We start from the raw sequence: 18,895 nt of genomic DNA, 5'->3' as shown, positions 1-18,895 counted from the left end.
CTGCCCCCCAGCCTGACAATGCCAGCCTGTGCCACCAGCATATGGGAATATGGGTTGCAAAACAGGCGACGTGTGCCACATGCGGTGGCTATGGCTGTTTCCCCTACTGCCCGGCCCGATAGGCCCGAGCGCTCCGCCGCCGCCACCCTGCGCGGCCTGTTACCCTATCTGTGGCCCCGCCATGACCTGCGCACCCGCCTGCGCGTGGTGGGGGTGTGCCTGCTGCTTGTCGCGGCCAAGGTGGCCACCATTGGCGTGCCCTATGCCTATAGCCGCGTAATCGATGCGCTCCAGCCCCATGCGGGCGGCGTTGCCATGATGCCGCTCGTGCTGATTGTGGGCTATGGCCTGCTGCGCATGGCGGCGGCGGGCCTGGGCGAATTGCGTGATGCCCTGTTCGCCCCGCTGCGCTACCGCATCAGCCGGATTGCGGCCATGCAGAGCTTTACGCACATGCACCAGCTTTCGCTGCGCTTTCACCTCAACCGCCAGTCCGGCGGGGTGACGCGGGCGATCGCGCGCGGCACGGAAGCCATCGAGACGCTGCTGCGCGTGGGCGTGTTCAACGTGGTGCCCACGCTGATCGAGGCGCTGATGGTCATCATCGTGATCTGGCATCTGTTCGACTGGCGCTATGCGGTGGTGATGCTGGCGGCTGTGGCGGCGTATGTGGTCTTCACCATCAAGTTCACCTCATGGCGCATCGGGCTGCGCCGCCAGATGAACGAGATCAACAGCGAGGCCAGCTGGAAGGCGCTCGACAGCCTGCTCAACTACGAAACCGTAAAATATTTCGGCAACGAGGAGCATGAGCGCCAGCGCTACGAGGATGCCCAGCGCCGCTACGAGCATGCGGCCATCCGCACCCAGATCTCGCTCAACGGACTCAATTTCGGGCAGGCGGCGATCATTGCCGTGGCCCTGATCGCGGTCATGCTCATGGCCGGGCGCGATGTGGAGGCAGGCGGCATGACGGTGGGGCACTTCGTGCTGGTCAACACCTACCTCATGCAGCTTTACCTGCCGCTCAACTTTCTGGGCAGCGTGTATTCCTCGCTGCGCAATTCACTCGTCGACCTTGAGCACATGTTCGGCCTGATGGATGAACGCGCCGACATTACCGATTCCGCCCGCGCCCTGGGTCTGCCCGCGCGACTTGATGAAGCGCCCGCCGCCGATATCCGCTTCGAGGACGTGCATTTCAGCTACCACCCCGACCGCGAGATCCTGCGCGGCATCAGCTTCCATGTGCCCGCAGGCCACCGGGTGGCCATCGTGGGGCCGACGGGGGCGGGCAAGTCCACCATCAGCCGCCTGCTGTTCCGCTTCTATGACGTGACGGCGGGCCGCATCATGGTCGACGGGCATGACATCCGCGACTACACCCAGGCCGCCCTGCGCGGGGCCATTGGTGTGGTGCCGCAGGATACCATCCTGTTCAACGACACCATCGGCTACAACATCGCCTATGGCCGCCTTGGCGCCACGCAGGCGGAGGTGGAGCAGGCGGCGCGACTGGCCTGCATCCATGATTTCATCATGAGCCTGCCTGAAGGCTACGCCACGAGGGTGGGCGAGCGGGGGCTCAAGCTCTCGGGTGGCGAGAAGCAGCGCGTGGCCATTGCCCGCACCATTCTCAAGAACCCGCGCGTGCTGCTGCTCGATGAGGCGACAAGCGCGCTCGACACCGGCACCGAGCACGAAATCCAGACCGCCCTGCGCGCGGTGGCGGCCAACCGCACCACGGTCATCATCGCCCACCGGCTCTCCACCATCGTGGACGTGGATGAAATTCTTGTGATGGGTCACGGCCAGATCCTTGAGCGTGGCACGCATCGCGCCCTGCTCGAGCGTGGCGGCCTGTATGCCGGCATGTGGGCCGCCCAGGCGGAGGAGGATGCCGAGCGGGGATAAAGCCCCTGCGCGGGCTTGTGACCCCCTGCATGCCCGCCCCGCACTGGTCAGGGGCGGCAAGGCGGTACATATCAGGGATAACGCGAAAAGGAGCCGTGACATGACGGACAAGACCAACCCGCCCCCCGAAGGGGACGGAATCCCCCCCGAACTGAGCCATTGCGGCGCGGTGGTGGACAAGGCCATCGAATACATGCTGGGCGAGAACCTGCCGCCCATGGCCATTGCCTCCGCCCTGCTTGGCGGCTCGCTGGGCCTGCTGTCGCGCACCATGGGGCGCGAGGCCATGCAGGGCCTGCTTGAAAACGCGCTGCACAGCGTGCAGGCGGGCGAACTGCACCCCGACCATGAAGGCGGTGCTGGCTGAGGCCTGAAGGCCATGAAAGGGCTGGAACGGCGCCGTTTCAGCCCTTTTGCATACAAAATATGCCGAATCATGCTTATGCATCTTGACGGATGGCGGTGGTTTGGCGATAAGCCGCGCCTAATCTAGACGATCCTTGCCGGGCATTTATGCCTCGGCCAAAGTTATATCCGAGGATGATAAAATGTCTCGCCGCTGCCAGATCACAGGCAAGGGCGTGCTGACCGGTAACAACGTCAGCCACGCCAACAACAAGTCCCGCCGCCGCTTCCTGCCCAACCTGCAGGAAACCTCGCTGCTGTCCGATATTCTCGGTACGGCCGTTCCCCTGCGCATGACCACCAACGGGCTGCGCACGGTCGAGCACAATGGCGGGCTGGACTCGTTCCTGCTGTCCACCCCGAACCGCAAGCTGACGCCGGAAGCCATGACGGTGAAGCGCCGCATCCTGCGCGTTCAGGAAAAGAAGGCCGCCGTGGCCTGACACATTCCGGGCCGCCTCTTCACGGTTGTGGGGAAGCGGCCCGGTGCTGTCAAAAAGCCTGACTGATGTCTGGCGCATTGTTCCGCTGTGCCGGTCTGCGTCGTCCAGGTTGAAAGAGACTGAGGGCGGAAGCAGCTTACGGTTCCGGCAGGCGCGAAAGGGAAAGGTTCCCCTTCGCGCCCGTGTTGTCTTGTGGAGGTTCTCCCGTGTCCGCCAAGTCTGATCTGTCCCTGATTCGCAATATCGGTATTACCGCGCACATTGATGCCGGCAAGACCACCACCACCGAGCGCATCCTGTATTACACCGGTGTGTCCCACAAGATCGGTGAGGTGCACGAAGGCAACACCACCACCGACTACATGGCGCAGGAGCGTGAGCGTGGCATCACGATCACCTCGGCTGCCGTGACGTGTGAGTGGGAAGGCCACCGCATCAACATCATCGACACCCCGGGCCACATTGACTTCAACATCGAAGTCAACCGCTCGCTGCGCGTGCTCGATGGCGCGATCTTCATCATCGAAGGCGTCGCTGGCGTGCAGCCGCAGTCCGAGACCAACTGGCGTCTGGCTGACCGGTACAACGTGCCGCGCATCATCTTCATCAACAAGCTCGACCGCACGGGCGCCAACTTCTACAACGCGTTTGACACGCTGAAGGAGAAGCTGGACATCGTGGCGATTCCGCTGCAGCTGCCCATCGGTGCTGAAGAAAACTTCGTTGGTGTGGTCGATCTGATCGAAATGCGCGCCATCGTATGGGAAGGCGGCGAGCTCGGTGCGAAGTTCCACTACGAGGAAATTCCCGCCGACCTGAAGGAAAAGGCCGAAGAGGCCCGCCAGAACCTGCTCGACACCGCGCTGTCCGTTGATGACGCCGCGATGGAAGAATACTTCGACAAGGGCGACGTGGACGTTGCAACGCTCAAGCGCTGCATCAAGAAGGGCACCATCGCCGGTGACTTCCGCCCCGTGCTGTGTGGCACCGCCTTCAAGAACAAGGGCGTGCAGCCCCTGCTTGACGCCGTGATCGACTTCCTGCCCGCGCCGAACGACGTGGAAGGCATCCGCATCGCGCCGCCGGAAGACGAGGAAGTTGACGAGAACAAGCTGCCGATCGTCCCGGTTGACCCCGATGGCAAGTTTGCTGGCCTCGCCTTCAAGATCATCAACGACAAATACGGCACGCTGACCTTCGTGCGTGTTTACCGTGGCGTGCTCAAGACCGGTGATACGGTTCTGAACACCACCAAGGGCCACAAGGAGCGTATCGGCCGCATCTACCAGATGCACGCTGACAAGCGCGAGGAACTGTCTGAAGTGCACGCGGGCGACATTGCCGCCTTCGTGGGCCTGAAGGACAGCCAGACCGGTGACACGCTCGCCGATCCGACCGACCCCGTGGTGCTCGAGCGCATGACCTTCCCGATCCCGGTCATCGACATCTCGGTCGAGCCGAAGACGAAGGACGGCGTGGAAAAGATGACGCTGGCGCTGCAGAAGCTGTCTGGCGAAGATCCCTCCCTGCGCCTGAAGACCGATCAGGAAACCGGCCAGACCATCCTGTCCGGCATGGGCGAGCTGCATCTCGACATCATCATCGACCGCCTGCGCCGCGAATATGGCGTGGATGCGAACATCGGCGCGCCGCAGGTGGCGTATCGTGAAACGATCACCAAGCCGCACACCGAGACCTACACCCACAAGAAGCAGTCGGGTGGTTCGGGCCAGTTCGCGGAAGTGAAGATCGAGTTCGCGCCGGTCGAGCGTAACGAGGGCATCTCCTTCGAGAACAAGGTCGTTGGCGGCACCGTGCCCAAGGAATACATCCCGGCGGTGGACAAGGGCATCCAGGCCCAGGCCACGACCGGCGTGCTCGCGGGCTTCCCCACGGTGGACTTCAAGTTCACGCTGCTCGACGGCAAGTACCATGATGTCGACTCCTCGGCGCTGGCGTTCGAAATCGCGGCGAAGGCCTGCTTCCGTGAAGGCATGAAGAAGGCCGGTCCGGTCATTCTCGAGCCGATCATGGATGTGGAAGTGACCACCCCGAACGATCACGTTGGTGACGTGGTGGGTGACCTCAACCGCCGCCGTGGCATGATCCAGAGCCAGGAAACCGCCGGTTCCACCGTTATGGTCCGCGCATCGGTGCCGCTGAAGGAAATGTTCGGCTACATCTCGCACCTGCGCTCCATGACCAAGGGCCGTGCGTCCTTCACCATGCAGTTCCATCACTACGATCCGGTGCCCCGCAACGTTGCGGAAGAGATCATGGCGCAGTCCGCCTGATCTTTCTCGAAAGAGAGCATCAAATAGAAACCGGCCCCCGAAAGGGGGCCGGTTTTTTTTGTATGCAAAGCAATCCTCATTGAAGCATGAGATTTTACGCTCTCAAAGAAAAGCAGAGCTGTGCAGTGCTGTTATGTGTGGTGAAATCAATAAAATTTAAGATGTCAATGAAGTGGTGGATTTTCAGTTTAGGTATTAATGAATATGAAGTGAGTATAGAAATATTATACCTGATATTTTCATCATTATTATTTTGTAAGTTACTATACGAAAGAAGAACAATATGATCCGATAGTGTCCAGTCGGGTTATTAAATCTCTTATTAAAGGTCGTAAGTCTCGATTCTTTACGTGCGTAACGACAGCGACTAAAAATAAAAATATGATCAGATAAACATAGAGAACTTCTGATCCCGATTTTCTTATGCCAACTTCTGTCAGGGCGATGTTGTTTTGGGAAAAAAGGGAGCCAAGGACAAAATGTTCGAGGAAGGCATTGTTGCATTTCCCCAAGTGCTTGAACTCGCCCGTTCGGCGGACGACAGGTCTGGCATCCTGTCATACAACAATTCCTGGAACGCTCCCCGTCCAGCAATGCGCACTGACACCAGAAGAGGTGCCTACCGTATTACGGGAGCAGTCTGGCCCATTGAGTTCCTTGTAACTCGACCTTTCCGTCCTCAAGCAGTTTCTCAAGGTGCGCCTGCAGGTTGAGTCGCGCGGCACGGCGCAGGGCAGGGCGCAGGTTGTGGTACAGGCTGTCCACAATCTCATCGAGCGTGCTCGGCCGGGTGGGGAGCAGCGCCATGATGCTGTCCTCGCGCGCCATGCGGTGGGCGACAAGCCCGTCAATGCAGGCTTCCACCCGGGTTATGGCGGGGCCGTGGGCAGGCAGCAGCAGGCGGCCCCCGCGGGCACGTAGAATGTCCATGCTGCGCAGGAACTGCCGCACCGAGCCATAGGGCGCTGGCGGAATCATGGTGGTGGACCAGCCCATGACATGGTCGCCGGTAAAGATGATGCCATCCGCCGTTTCAAGGCAGATATGGTCGCTGGCATGGCCGGGCGTGTACAGCACCCGCAGGCCTGCGACCCTGTCCCCGTCGCGCAGGCCGAGATCTGGCATGAAATCCGGATCTTCGCTGGCATGGAACCCACAGACCGGAATGCCAAGCCGCGCCCCGAGCGGGCGGGCGCCATCAAGGTGGTCATGATGGGTATGGGTCAGGATGATGTGGGTCAGGGGCCGCTCACCTGCCGCCGCCACAAGGGCATCGAGATGGGCGGGCTGCGCGCTGCCAGGGTCGATGACCGCGCAGCCGCCTTCATGTTCCACCAGCCAGCTATTGGTGCCATTGCCGGTCATGGGGCCGGGATTATGGGCGACCACCCGCTTTATGGCAGGGGTCTGGGGCAGTGGCACCCCATAGGGCGGGGGTGGTTCACTCACTCGCCACCCGTTGCGTGGGGCCAGCTTAGCCAAACGCGCCAACATGGTGCATCACGCCGGTGCTGATTTCACGCACCATCTGGAATAGGCGCTGCATCGGCTCGAAAATTTCGGTGTATTCGCGGCTGTAGGTGCCTTCCTGCCGGGGGCCGTGGGGCTCGTGGAAATCGAGGTCGAAGCTGCCATCGGAGCGGTAGGGGAAAATCTGCTCCAGCTCCTTGAGCACGGCGGGCACTTCAAGGCACAGCACCTTCAGCGTCATGACATCACGCGAGAAGGCATGGCGGGGCGAGAAGTAGGGCACGCGGGTGGAGAGCATCCAGATCTGCTCGATCAGCGCGATGCGGATGGCGTGCAGCAGCAGTTCATCGGGCTGCATGCGCGGGGCTTCGGGCCAGGCGCGGCGCAGGGCGAGGTGGTCGGACTGGATGCGGCGGAACATGGCCTGCGTGCTGGCCCAGAAATCAAGCTGTTCCAGCCCGTGCATCAGGGTCAGGCAGGCCTCCTGCGCGCCCGCGTCGCGCTGGGTGGTGGCGCGTTCAAGCCACATGTCGGGGTCGAGCAGGCGGATCACGCCGCGCAGCACCCCGTGGTCGGAATGAGCCAGGCCGTGGGCCGCGAAATCCATGGCGCGGCGGAAGCGCGGGCTCTCGGCAAGGTATTTCTCGAAGGTTTCTGGGTGGCGGGCCGCCGCCGTGCCCAGCCCCTGCAACGTGTTCGCGCACCAGGCCAACTGTTGCAGGATGGCGTTGTTGGGAATGGCGCGGAGCTGGCTGGGGTGCTTGATGCGCGTGACCGTGGAGGCGGCATCGCTCTGCCGCGCAGAGGGGCGCGAGCCGGTCTTGTCGATCAGCGAGGGGCCGAACGCGCCAAGCAGGGCGGCATAGCCGGGGTCTTCCACCAGTCCGGTCATGCCATTGGCGATGGTGGAGAAGAAATCGGCCGAGAAATCTGGCTCATCATAAACCGGGTCGCGGTCGAGCACGCTTGTGGCGAAGGCGTGCTCGGCAATGATGCTGACCGTGGCATCGGCCAGGGTCTGGGTGCCGAACAGCAGGTAGCCATCCCCGCCCTGAAAGGCGGTTTCCTCGCGTAGCTGGATGCCTGCGCGGGTAAAGCGGGCGCGGGCATGGGGCGGGGAGAGGTAGTCAAACCGGTCGGCCAGCCGGTAGGGGTGGGCACCACGGCCAATGCTCTCGCCATGCGTGTCGAACAGGATCACCTCGACAAAGGCGAGGTCCCACTTGCGCAGCAGGTCGCACACCTTGATGCGCAGCCGCTCGATCAGGTACGTCGCGGCCAGCTGCCCCACATACCGCCCGGAATCGGAGAAGCCGAACTGCAGGCTCAGCTTGCGCGTGCGCTGCAGGTAGGCCCGCCAGTGCGGCGAGCGCAGGGCCTCCTCGATGATCTGCTCGCCGTTCTCCAGCGCGTCCTGCGTCTCGAACAGGGGCGAGATCTCGATCATGTCCTCCACGCCATAAAGCCGCGCCAGCCACAGCGCGGTAAGCAGCGTGTAGCCGGTCTCGGTCTCGGCAATGAGGAAGCGGATGGGGCTGGTGCGGTCGATATGGCGCAGGATCTGGCGCACCGTCATCATCAGCCGGCCGGCGCTGGCCTGCTCCATCAGCAGCGAGCCGAAATCGATCTCGACCGGCTCGACCGTGTCCAGCGCCTCGTTCATGCGGCTTATCAGCGCGCGGCGCTGGGCGGGAATGTCCGGGTTGTCGGTAATGTTCAGCCGCTGGCGGGCGATGTTGTGCAACTGGGTGGCGTTGAGGCGCGTATGCGTGTGGGCTGCGGAAAGCCCATGCGCCATGAAGCCCGCGCGGGCCACCGCCAGCACCATTTTGTCTTCGGGGGTGGCGGCGTCGATCGCCTCGCTGAAAGTTGCATGCAGGTCGTTGCTGCTGGTCAGGGCTTCCGTGCTGCGGTTGATCAGCACATCGGCAAAGCGCGACACGCCTTCAGGCTCGGGGCCGGTGGGGCAGGCGGTGATCTGGGCGGTCACGGCCTCAAGCGCTGCCGCCACACGGGCGCGGAGGTCATTGGCGCAGGACGCGACGGGCTCAAGCTGGGCCTGCAGGCGGCTCAGCTGCAACTGCTTCATGCGCAGGCGCAGGCGCAGCGTGTCCCACCAGCCGATATCGGTACGGCCATCGGTGTCGTAGCCCACCCAGCTGGTCATGATGATGGGGCGCGGCACCAGCGTGGACCACTGCTGCGGCCAGTGGGTGCGCGCCTCTGACAGCAAGATGGTGTTGAGCCGGTCGAGCGCATTGCGCCCGCGCAGGATGGCCTGGGTGGCGAGCGTGAACTCCTCATCCAGCGTGGGCGGCCCCACGCGCCGGTGCGTGAGGAAGGCGGGAACGTGTTCGGGGGCCTCGGCGGGGTTGGTGGAGGCCAGTTCGGCCAGGGCCTCATAAACCGGGTTGGCCAGAGCGAAGGTGGGGTGCGCGGTAAACACGGCGGCAAAGCGGCTGCGCTCGATGGCGGCGCGGAAGCGCTCGATGGGCACCGGGCCGTCGGTGGGGTCGGGCTGCACAATGTGGTGGGCGACAGTGCGCATGCGCGTGGTCACGGCCTGTTCATCCGGCCCGTCGAGATAGGTGGCGATATGGTGGGCGCGGCCGGCAAAGGCGCGGTCGCGCAGCAGGCGCACGATGTCCTCCACCGCGTTCATCGGCAGGGCGCCACTGGCCATCTGCCGCCCGATCTGGCGGGCAAGCGCCATGACGGGACTGCCCGATGCGGTCTCATCATGGCTTGCGATCAGCTGTGTGGCCTGCTCGAGCAGGTTGGACACATTCCGCGCGGCGGCTTCGGTCATCGGGTCGTCCTGTCATGAAAGGTCGTCATGGTTCAGCCCCCCAAATCCCATGTTCGGCGGCGGGCTGCAATGTCTCGCGTGGTTTATTCACGTCTATTTGGCGGGCTATAACGAGTGTTGCTTGGGCTGGCGGGGAGACAATGGTATCAGTGACTTCATGAATGGTATTCCACAAACGGACCAGGATGCGCGGCGCACCCTGCTGCGCTACAAGCGGTCCGCAACGGGCCTGCTGGCCGCCATGGCGGGGCTGACGGTGGCAGGCTACGCCCTGCCGCAGATGGGCTGGCTGGCCGATCGCCCCTGGCTTGAAATCCTGCGCTCGGGCACAAAGGCGGGCGTGGTGGGCGGCCTTGCGGACTGGTTTGCCGTGACCGCGCTGTTCCGCAGGCCGATGGGGCTGCCGATTCCGCACACCGCCATCCTGCCCGCCCAGAAGGAGCGGCTGGCGCAGGCGCTCGGGCGTTTTGTCTCGAACAACGTGTTTACGGAAAAGGAAGTCGGGGCCGCCTTCAGCCGCATCGACCTGCCTTCGCTCATTGGCAATATCCTTCAGGAGCCCGAAACGGCGGAGATGGTCAACCGCGCCGTGCTTGGCTCCGTGCCCCACGTGCTTGACCGGCTGGAAGACGGGCGGGCGAGTTCCGCCATAGCCAGCCTGCTGCCCACCCTGCTGGGCGGCGAGGAGATCGCCCCCATCGTGACCCGCAGCCTGCGCGCGATGGTGGAGGGGGATTGCCACCAGGAGGTGCTGTCCTTCCTGCTCTCGCGCCTGAAGGAAGGGATCAAGGCCAAGGAACCCGCCCTGCGCATGATGATCGAGGAGCGCGTGCGCGAGCAGGGCGGCCGCGTGCTGGGCTGGGCCATTGGCGGCTCGATCGCCACCAAGGTGCTGCTTGCCGCCAGCCAGGAACTCGACCGCATCGACCCGCAGAACTCCGAGCTGCGCGAAGGATTCACCACCTGGGTGCGCACCGAGATCGACCGGATCGAACTCGACCCCGTGCGGCGCGGCGAGATTACGGATGCCGTGATGGGCGTGCTGACGCATGACAGCGTGCGCGGCTGGAGCAGCGATGTCTGGCGCCGCCTGCGCCGCGTGATTGAAGATGACATGCGCAAGGGCGACACCAGCTGGGTCGCGACCCTGGTGCGCGACGCCCTGCAACGCCTGGCCGACCAGATGTATAACGACGCGGCCATGCGCAAGCGCGTGGAAGACGGCGCGCGCAACATGATCGTGAGCAGCCTGCCCTTCCTGCGGGATCGCATGTCGCGTTTTATTTACTCGGTCGTAAACGGCTGGGATGCCGAAAGCCTGAGCGACCGGCTGGAACTGCGCGTGGGCAAGGATCTACAGTATATCCGGCTTAACGGCACGCTGGTCGGTTTTCTGGCGGGGTGTGGGCTGTCCGTGTTATTACAGCTGATATTCGGAACCGGGATCGGCTAGGGCATGCCTGCTTTACGATTGGACTTGACGGCGCCCGGCTGGTAGCCCATCTGAAACTTCAGGAAACAGTACTGTTCTGGTCCAATTATGAATGCAGGCTCAGGACGTACGGGAGAGCGGAATGCTGAAACTGTCGAAACTGACCGATTACGCCGTGGTGGCTCTGGTCCGGCTGGGGCAGAAGAGCGAGGTCACCACCTCGCCTGTCCTGTCGCGTTCGACCGGCATTCCCGAACCCACGGTGGCGAAGGTGCTCAAGATTCTGGCAACCCAGGGCATCGTGAGCTCGCAGCGCGGCGCGCGTGGCGGCTACAGGCTGGCCCGGCCGCTTGAGGAGATCTCGATCGCAGCCGTGATCCAGGCCATTGATGGTCCCATATCGCTGACCACCTGTGTCGATGGTGGCGATTGCGACGCGCGCTCCACCTGCGGGCTGGGCGGGCAGTGGGATATGGTCAATGCCGCCATCCGCCATGCACTTTCAGCCATTACGCTGGCAGACATGAAGAACCATACAGTAACGGACAGACTGGGCGGCCTGCACGTGCCGCCCATGCCCGACGGGCCCGAGGCCACGGCCTGAAACAGGGGAGGAAAGACACATGCCGGCAGTAGCCGAAACCCGCAAGACGGTCGAAACCCTGGGCCAGAACACCTATAAATGGGGGTTCGAGACCGATATCGAGATGGATATCGCCCCCAAGGGCCTGAACGAGGACACGATCCGCCTCATCTCCAGCCGCAAGAAGGAGCCGGAATGGCTGCTGGAATGGCGGCTGAAGGCCTACAGGTCATGGCTGGAGATGCGCGAGCCGACCTGGGCCAAGGTTCATTACCCGCCCATCGACTACCAGGACGTGCATTATTACGCCGCCCCCCGCAAGAAGCCCGGCCCCAAGTCGCTTGAAGAAGTCGACCCCGAGCTGCTGCGCACCTACGAGAAGCTGGGCATCCCGCTGCACGAGCAGGCGATGCTGGCAGGCGTGGAACTGCCCGAAGGCGAGGAAGCCCGCCCGCCGGTCGCGGTCGATGCGGTGTTTGACAGCGTGTCCGTCGCCACCACCTTCCGCAAGACATTGCAGGAAGCGGGCGTGATCTTCTGCCCGATTTCCGAGGCGGTGCAGGAGCACCCCGAACTCGTGCGCAAATATCTCGGCTCGGTCGTGCCGGTAACGGATAATTTCTACGCAGCCCTCAACGCCGCCGTGTTTACCGATGGCTCCTTCGTGTTCGTGCCCAAAGGCGTGCGCTGCCCGATGGAACTCTCGACCTATTTCCGCATCAATGCCCGCAACACGGGGCAGTTCGAGCGCACGCTGATCATTGTCGAGGACGGCGCTTCCGTCTCCTACCTTGAAGGCTGCACCGCGCCGATGCGCGACGAGAACCAGCTCCATGCCGCCGTGGTCGAGCTGGTTGCGATGGAAGATGCCTCGATCAAGTATTCCACCGTGCAGAACTGGTACCCCGGTGATGAGAACGGCCGCGGCGGCATCTACAACTTCGTGACCAAGCGCGGGGCGTGTCGTGGCGCGCGCTCCAAGATTTCATGGACGCAGGTTGAAACCGGCTCTGCCATTACGTGGAAGTATCCGTCGTGCATCCTGCAGGGCGAAGGCTCGGTGGGCGAGTTCTACTCGGTGGCGGTGACCAACAACCACCAGCAGGCCGATACCGGCACCAAGATGATCCATATCGGGCGCAATACGCGCTCGACCATCATCGCCAAGACCATCAGCGCGGGCCAGTCCGACAGCACCTATCGCGGGCTGGTGCGGATGATGCCCAAGGCCTCGGGCAGCCGCAACTTCACCCAGTGCGACAGCCTGCTGATCGGCGACCGTTGCGGGGCGCATACCGTGCCCTATATCGAGAACCGCAACATGTCCGCACGCGTGGAGCATGAGGCGACAACCTCCAAGATATCGGAAGACCAGCTGTTCTACTGCCGCCAGCGCGGCCTGTCGGAAGAAGATGCGGTAGGGCTGATCGTAAACGGGTTCTGCAAGGACGTTCTGAAGGAATTGCCGATGGAATTCGCCGTGGAAGCCCAGAAGCTTCTGCAGATCAGCCTAGAAGGCAGCGTGGGCTAACAGGGATTCAAAGACGTGAGCAAGCAATTCGTAAGCATCAATGGCCTGTGCGCCCGCATCGATGATGGGGAAGCCCACAAGGAAATCCTGCGCGGGGTCGATCTCGAGATTCCGGCAGGCGAGGTCCATGCCATCATGGGGCCGAACGGCTCGGGCAAGTCCACCCTGTCCTATGTGCTCGCCGGGCGCGAGGATTATGAGGTGACGGCTGGCTCGGCTACCTTCAAGGGCGAGGACCTGCTGGCCCTTGAGCCCGAAGAGCGCGCAGCACTTGGCCTGTTCCTCGCGTTCCAGACGCCGGTGGAACTGCCGGGCGTGAACAACGCCAACTTCCTGCGCACCGCCGTCAACGCCGTGCGCCGCGCACGTGGCATGGACGAGCTTGATGCCGTGGCCTTCCTCAAGGCCGTGCGCAAGGAGACCAAGCATCTGTCCATGTCCGACGAGATGCTCAAGCGCAACGTGAATGTCGGTTTCTCGGGTGGTGAAAAAAAGCGCAACGAGGTGCTGCAGATGCGCATGCTCCAGCCTTCCTTCGCCATCCTCGACGAGACCGATAGCGGGCTGGACATCGATGCGCTGCGCATCGTGGCCGAGGGTGTGAACTCGCTGCGTTCGCCCGATTTCTCGGCGCTGGTCATTACCCACCACCAGCGCCTGCTGGACTATATCGTGCCTGACCGCATCCATGTCATGGCCAGGGGCCGCATCATCCACAGCGGCGGGCCGGAACTGGCCAGGCAGCTTGAGGCGCAGGGTTATGCCCAGTTCCTCTCGGAGGCGGCGTGAACGCCATTGCACCGGTCGGGATCAGTCCCTCAGCCTTTCTTGACCGGGGTGACGTAAAGGGGAATGCCGCGCGGCTCAAAGCCGCCGATTACCTGCGCACGGTGGGCCTGCCGCGCGCGGGCGTGGAGGCGTGGAAATACACCTCGCTGCGCGCGCTGGCCGATGTGCCGTTTGCCGTGGCGCCGCGTGATGTCGATGTCGGCGTGGTCGATACGCTGCTGGCCGAGGTCGAGACCATCTCGGGCCTCGGGGCCGGGGCCAATCGCGCCGTGTTCGTCAATGGCCGTTTCGATGCCGGGCGCTCGCGCCTGCCCGTAGGGGTGAAGGTTTCCGCCTTTGATCCGGCTGCCGGAACGCGTGACGGGATCGACCCGGCGGGCGATGTGACCACCGCGCTCAATACCGTGCTGGCGGATGACGGGCTGGCGCTGGTCGTGCCCGAAGGGGTTGATGCGGGCTGCCTGCTGCTGGTCAGCATTGGCCTTGCGGGCGATGATGCGCCGGTTTCCTTCCACCCGCAGCACCGCATCGTGGTGGAAAAGGGTGGCAGGCTGGCCATGCTCGATGCCGCCGTGGGAAGGGGTTATTACCTGCATAACCCGCTCTATGACATCACGGTGGAGGAGGGCGGCTATCTGTCGCATGCCCGCATCCAGGCGGAAGGCAGAAAGGCGCTCCACCTTGCGGTCAGCCACGCCCGCGTGGCCACCCATGGCGTGTATGACAGTTTTACGCTCACGCTCGGCGCCAGCCTCTCGCGCCATGAGGTGCATGCAGGGCTGAACGCCGCGGGGGCCAGCGTGCATGTGAATGGCGCTCAGCTTCTGTCGGACCACCAGCATGGTGACCTGACCAGCGTCATCACGCATGCCGCACCTGACTGCATCTCGCGCCAGACGGTCAAGAACGTGCTGGCCGACCATGCGCGTGGCGTGTTTCAGGGCAAGATCCATGTCGAGCGGATTGCCCAGAAAACCGATGGCTATCAGATGAACCAGGCGCTGCTGCTGTCTGACACGGCCGAGATCGACGCCAAGCCCGAACTCGAAATCTACGCCGATGACGTCAAATGCAGCCACGGCGCCACGGTGGGCGCGCTGGATGATGACCAGCTTTTCTACCTGCGCAGTCGCGGCATCCCCAACGAAGCCGCCCGTTCCATCCTGATCCGCGCCTTTTTGCATGACGTGGTGGACCAGATCGATGATGCGCGGCTGAAAGACAGCCTGAACCTTGCGGTGGAAGCCTGGTGGAAGCGGGAGGTCGCCTGATGGACCAGAGCGTCATCACGTCGGTGCATGCGGCAGGCAGCCTGCGGCATGTCCGCGCCGACTTCCCCATCCTGAGCCAGAAGGTGCATGGCAAGGACCTTGTGTTCCTTGACAGCGCGGCCTCGGCCCAGAAACCGCGGCAGGTGATCGATTGCATGGCCGACACCATGCGCACCCAGTACGCCAACATCCATCGTGGCCTGTACTGGATGAGCGAACGCACCACCGAGGCGTATGAAGCCGTGCGCGATCAGGTGGCGCGCTTCCTGGGTGCTGCCGCGCGTGAGGAAGTCGTCTTTACCCGCAACAGCACCGAAGCCATCAACCTCGTGGCCCATTCCTATGGCGGGCTGCTCAGGCCGGGGCAGGTGGTGCTGGTGTCCGAGATGGAACACCACGCCAATCTCGTGCCATGGCAGATGCTGCGCGACCGCACCGGCGTTGAACTGCGCATCACCCCCATCACCGATGACGGGGCGCTGGACATGGAAGCGCTGGCGGCCAACCTGGCCGATGGCAAGGTGGCGCTGGTGGCGATCACCCATATGTCCAACGTGCTGGGCACCATTACCGATGCCCGCGCCATTATCGACATGGCGCATGCGGCAGGAGCGAAGGTGCTGCTTGATGGCAGCCAGCTTGCCGTGCACCGCCGCGTGGACGTGCAGGCTCTGGGGGCTGACTTCTATGTCGTGACCGGGCACAAGCTGTATGGCCCCACCGGCATTGGCGTGCTGTGGGCGCGGCGTGAACTGCTGGAGGCAATGCCGCCTTTCCTTGGTGGTGGTGACATGATCTCCACCGTGTCGTTCGAGCGCTCGACCTGGGCGAACGTGCCGCATAAATTCGAGGCGGGCACGCCTGCCATCATCGAGACCATTGGATTGGGCGCGGCCCTTGCCTATATCGAGTCCATCGGGTTTGACGCGATTGGCGCGCATGAAGATGCGCTAACGGCCTATGCGCTTGAGGCGCTGGGTAATGTCAGCGGGCTGAAAGTGATCGGCACGGCGCCGCAGCGGGGCGGGGTGATCTCGTTTACCATGAAGGATGTTCATCCGCATGATATCGCCACCCTGCTTGACCGCAACGGCATTGCCGTGCGGGCGGGCCATCACTGCGCCGAGCCGCTCATGCGCAGGCTGGGTGTAACGGCCACGGCACGCGCGAGCTTCGGCATCTACACCACGCCGGAGGAAATCGACCTGCTGGCCAGGACGCTGGAACAGATTCGTGGCTTTTTTGTCTGATGGCAGATGATGGCGCAGGATGATCTGTACCGCACCGTGGTGCTGGAGCGTGCGAAGGCGCCACGACACGCCGGACCATTGCCCACGGCCACGCTGAACGGACAGGGGTCCAACCCGCTGTGTGGCGACCGTGTGCAGTTGCATGCGGTGCTGGACGGGCAGGGGCGGATCGAGGCGATCCGGCATGAAACGCGGGGCTGCGCCATCTGCGCAGCCTCCGCCGACCTCATGGCCGGGCGGGTAACGGGCCAGAACCGTACGCGGGTGAACAGGCTGCATGCGGAACTGGTCGAGGCGGTTGAAACCGGCACGGCTCCGGAGGGGCTGGGCGAGCTTGCCGCCTTTGCGCCACTGCACCAGCACCGTTCGCGCAGGCGCTGTGCCCTGCTGCCATGGTCAGCACTGATTGATATGCTCAATGATGATAAAGACAGGTGAAAGTCTCATGGACGAGAAAAATCAGGTAGAGCCTGCCATGGGCATGGCGGAAGAGACCGGGCATTTTTCCCTTGAGGCCAGCGATGCGCCCGCCGCGCAAGCGGCGCCCGTATCGGCCTGGACACCGGATGGCGAGCAGCCCGCGGGCAAGGCGGCCATGCCCGATGAGGACACGGTGATCGAGGCGATCGCCACGGTGTATGACCCCGAAATTCCGGTCAATATTTACGAACTTGGCCTGATTTACGCCATCGACCTGCATGAGGATGGATCGGTCAAGGTGGAGATGACGCTCACGGCCCCCAACTGCCCCAGCGCGCAGGAACTGCCCGCGCAGGTGAAGGAAGCCGTTGAAAAGATAGAGACGGTAACCTCCGCCACGGTCGAGATCGTGTGGGAGCCGCCATGGGACATGTCGCGCATGAGTGAAGATGCCCGCCTTGCCCTGAACATGTTCTGAACCCTCAAGGGGACTGTGCCATGACCGAACACCAGACAGCCACACCCGCAAAAGCCCCCACCCGCCGCGCCCTGCCACCGCTCATGACCCTGACGGACCGCGCGGCGGCACGGCTGGAAAAACTCTACCAGACCAAGAATGCGGGCCATCTGCTGCGCATTGCGGTTTCAACCAAGGGTTGTTCCGGCCACGCCTATGACATGAGCTTTGTCGAACAGGCCGGTCCTGGTGATGAAGTAGTAGTGGACAAGGGCGTGACCCTGCTCGTGGACCGCAAGGCGACGCTGTTCCTGATCGGCTCGGTAATGGATTATGAGGTCAAGCAGCTTGAATCCGGCTTTACCTTCACCAACCCCAATGAAAAGGGCCGCTGTGGCTGCGGGGAAAGCTTTCACGTCTGATTGCCGGAGATAAAGATAAGGGATTGTTTGAAAACAAATCATTGTAAAAAATAAGAAAAGTTTTTAGGTGTCGCCTTTTTTCAAAAAGGCGGCGTGCTTTAAAGTTGTACCAAAAACTTTTCTCGTTTTAGCGTCGGTGGTTTTTACCCGTGCCCGGCAGTTTCAGCACGCACACGGCCTCGACCTCGGTTGACCACAGGAACTGGTCGATCACCGTCAGGCGCTCGAGTCGGTAGCCCAACTGCTGCAGCGGCGTCAGGTCGCGCTGCAGGGCCGTCGGGTTACAACTGACATAAATGACATGGCGCGGCTTGCCTGCCACGATCTGCGCCATCTGTGCGCCCGCGCCGGCATGGGGCGGATCAAGCACCACGGCCGCAGCCTTGGCCAGTTCGGCCGCCATGACCGGCTGGCGGTTCAGGTCACGCAATGCGGGCAGCACGCGGGTGCCGCCACTGGCCTGTTTGAGGCAGGCCAGCGCTGCGCGGTCCCCTTCATAGGCCAGCACCTTGGCATGGGTGGCAAGCGCGAAGGACAGCGTGCCACAGCCCGCATAAAGCTCGATAATGCCTGCCTTCAGCCCCTTGGTGGGGAGCGCTGCCAGCACGGCAGCCCTGATGGCATCCTCGCCGCGACGGGCGGGTTGCAGGAAAGCACCGGGCGGCGGGGTGACGCGCACGCCATCGAAATGATGGAAGACCGGGCCATTCAGCGCCAGTGTTTCAGGCGGCGTGCCGCCCAGCGAGATGCGCGGTATGCCATGCGCCTTGCTGAACTGGGCCAGGATGCGCCGGTCATTGGCATCCGGCGTGCCATCCATCGTAATCAGCAGGTCCGGCCCGCTGTCGAGCAGGTTGATCTGCAGGTCACCCCCCGCATGCACGCCGGGCAGCGAGTGCAGCATGTCGCGCAGCGGCGCCAGCAGGGCAAACAGGGTGGGGTCGAGCAGGGTGCATGCAGTCATGTCCACCACATCGCCCCGGCGGCGATGCAGCCCGAGCACGATGCGCCTGCCTTCACGGCGGAAGGCCAGATCAACGCGCCGCCGCTCCTGCGGGGCAACCTGCACGGTGGCAGGCGTGGGGATGGTGGCGAAGCCCGCGCGTTGCAGTGCCTCGGTCACGCGCCCGGCCTTCCATGCCAGCAGGGCAGGCAGCGCCATCTGCTGCACGCGGCAGCCACCGCACTGGCCAAACAAAGCGCAGGGCGGTGTGACCCGGTCCGGACTGGGGGTTATGACGCGCTCCAGCACGGCGTGGGTGGCCTGGACCGGACCAGGCTGCACCGTATCGCCCGGAATGGCGCCGGGCACGAATATCCGTCCTGCCAGGGTCTCGGCTATGCCATCCCCGTCATTGCCAAGCGCCACCACCCTGGCGGCGCCGGCCATGTCCTGTTCCATGCC

The 18,895-nt window shown here is 63.3% G+C and carries 16 protein-coding genes; 13 read left to right on the top strand and 3 right to left on the bottom strand.

The window, feature by feature from the left end; genetic code table 11:
- Nucleotides 1–90 precede the first annotated feature (90 nt).
- From CDI09_RS00280 to fusA, 4 genes are all read left to right on the top strand, one after another.
- On the top strand, nucleotides 91–1,914 hold the full coding sequence (locus CDI09_RS00280; protein WP_078524429.1) for an ABCB family ABC transporter ATP-binding protein/permease: 1,824 nt from the start codon (nucleotides 91–93) through the stop codon (nucleotides 1,912–1,914).
- A gap of 100 nt (nucleotides 1,915–2,014) precedes the next feature.
- Nucleotides 2,015–2,281, top strand: coding sequence for a hypothetical protein (locus CDI09_RS00275; protein ID WP_078524428.1), 267 nt, complete (start codon nucleotides 2,015–2,017; stop codon nucleotides 2,279–2,281).
- A 181-nt stretch (nucleotides 2,282–2,462) separates the two neighbouring features.
- Complete coding sequence (gene rpmB / locus CDI09_RS00270) at nucleotides 2,463–2,762, top strand: 50S ribosomal protein L28 (protein WP_061272153.1); 300 nt, start codon at nucleotides 2,463–2,465, stop codon at nucleotides 2,760–2,762.
- Between the two features lie 206 nt (nucleotides 2,763–2,968).
- Nucleotides 2,969–5,056, top strand: coding sequence for an elongation factor G (fusA, locus tag CDI09_RS00265; protein WP_078524427.1), 2,088 nt, complete (start codon nucleotides 2,969–2,971; stop codon nucleotides 5,054–5,056).
- A 627-nt stretch (nucleotides 5,057–5,683) separates the two neighbouring features.
- Here fusA and CDI09_RS00260 read toward each other — a convergent pair.
- A complete protein-coding gene (locus CDI09_RS00260) occupies nucleotides 5,684–6,550 on the bottom strand; it encodes an MBL fold metallo-hydrolase (protein WP_078524426.1) in 867 nt (288 codons plus the stop codon).
- Nucleotides 6,531–9,335, bottom strand: a complete 2,805-nt coding sequence (locus CDI09_RS00255; protein ID WP_078524425.1) for a phosphoenolpyruvate carboxylase — start codon at nucleotides 9,333–9,335, stop codon at nucleotides 6,531–6,533. The genes CDI09_RS00260 and CDI09_RS00255 overlap by 20 nt, the downstream gene beginning before the upstream one ends.
- A gap of 157 nt (nucleotides 9,336–9,492) precedes the next feature.
- On the opposite strand from CDI09_RS00255, the gene CDI09_RS00250 reads away from it, so the two are divergent.
- The 9 genes from CDI09_RS00250 to CDI09_RS00210 all read left to right on the top strand — a co-directional run bounded on the left by CDI09_RS00250 (nucleotide 9,493) and on the right by CDI09_RS00210 (nucleotide 17,490).
- Entirely contained in the window at nucleotides 9,493–10,788 is a 1,296-nt protein-coding gene (locus tag CDI09_RS00250) for a DUF445 domain-containing protein (RefSeq protein WP_078524424.1), read from the top strand.
- A gap of 121 nt (nucleotides 10,789–10,909) precedes the next feature.
- Entirely contained in the window at nucleotides 10,910–11,371 is a 462-nt protein-coding gene (locus CDI09_RS00245) for an SUF system Fe-S cluster assembly regulator (RefSeq protein ID WP_078524423.1), read from the top strand.
- Between the two features lie 19 nt (nucleotides 11,372–11,390).
- A complete protein-coding gene (sufB, locus tag CDI09_RS00240; protein ID WP_078524422.1) occupies nucleotides 11,391–12,881 on the top strand; it encodes a Fe-S cluster assembly protein SufB in 1,491 nt (496 codons plus the stop codon).
- A 15-nt stretch (nucleotides 12,882–12,896) separates the two neighbouring features.
- Nucleotides 12,897–13,670, top strand: a complete 774-nt coding sequence (gene sufC / locus CDI09_RS00235) for a Fe-S cluster assembly ATPase SufC (RefSeq protein WP_078524421.1) — start codon at nucleotides 12,897–12,899, stop codon at nucleotides 13,668–13,670.
- Nucleotides 13,667–14,941: a Fe-S cluster assembly protein SufD gene (gene sufD, locus CDI09_RS00230; protein WP_078524420.1), complete on the top strand. Its 1,275-nt coding sequence runs from the start codon at nucleotides 13,667–13,669 to the stop codon at nucleotides 14,939–14,941. The genes sufC and sufD overlap by 4 nt, the downstream gene beginning before the upstream one ends.
- Nucleotides 14,941–16,191 (top strand): aminotransferase class V-fold PLP-dependent enzyme, encoded by a 1,251-nt coding sequence (locus CDI09_RS00225; RefSeq protein WP_078524419.1) that lies wholly within the window; start codon nucleotides 14,941–14,943, stop codon nucleotides 16,189–16,191. Before sufD ends, CDI09_RS00225 begins: the two co-directional genes overlap by 1 nt.
- A gap of 9 nt (nucleotides 16,192–16,200) precedes the next feature.
- Nucleotides 16,201–16,629: a Fe-S cluster assembly sulfur transfer protein SufU gene (gene sufU / locus CDI09_RS00220; RefSeq protein ID WP_078527681.1), complete on the top strand. Its 429-nt coding sequence runs from the start codon at nucleotides 16,201–16,203 to the stop codon at nucleotides 16,627–16,629.
- A gap of 7 nt (nucleotides 16,630–16,636) precedes the next feature.
- The gene (locus CDI09_RS00215) at nucleotides 16,637–17,089 is read left to right on the top strand and encodes an SUF system Fe-S cluster assembly protein (protein ID WP_078524418.1); all 453 of its coding nucleotides are present in this window, start codon (nucleotides 16,637–16,639) and stop codon (nucleotides 17,087–17,089) included.
- A gap of 20 nt (nucleotides 17,090–17,109) precedes the next feature.
- Nucleotides 17,110–17,490, top strand: coding sequence for a HesB/IscA family protein (locus CDI09_RS00210; RefSeq protein ID WP_078524417.1), 381 nt, complete (start codon nucleotides 17,110–17,112; stop codon nucleotides 17,488–17,490).
- A gap of 127 nt (nucleotides 17,491–17,617) precedes the next feature.
- Here the strand turns inward: CDI09_RS00210 and CDI09_RS00205 are convergent, their stop codons facing one another.
- Nucleotides 17,618–18,892, bottom strand: coding sequence for a class I SAM-dependent RNA methyltransferase (locus CDI09_RS00205; protein WP_078524416.1), 1,275 nt, complete (start codon nucleotides 18,890–18,892; stop codon nucleotides 17,618–17,620).
- Nucleotides 18,893–18,895 lie beyond the last annotated feature (3 nt).

The sequence above is a fragment of the Komagataeibacter nataicola genome (genome assembly GCF_003207795.1).
GTDB classification, from domain to species: Bacteria; Pseudomonadota; Alphaproteobacteria; order Acetobacterales; family Acetobacteraceae; genus Komagataeibacter; species Komagataeibacter nataicola.
The sequence above is the reverse complement of the archived record's forward strand: the minus strand, read 5'-3'. Positions and strand labels throughout refer to the sequence as shown.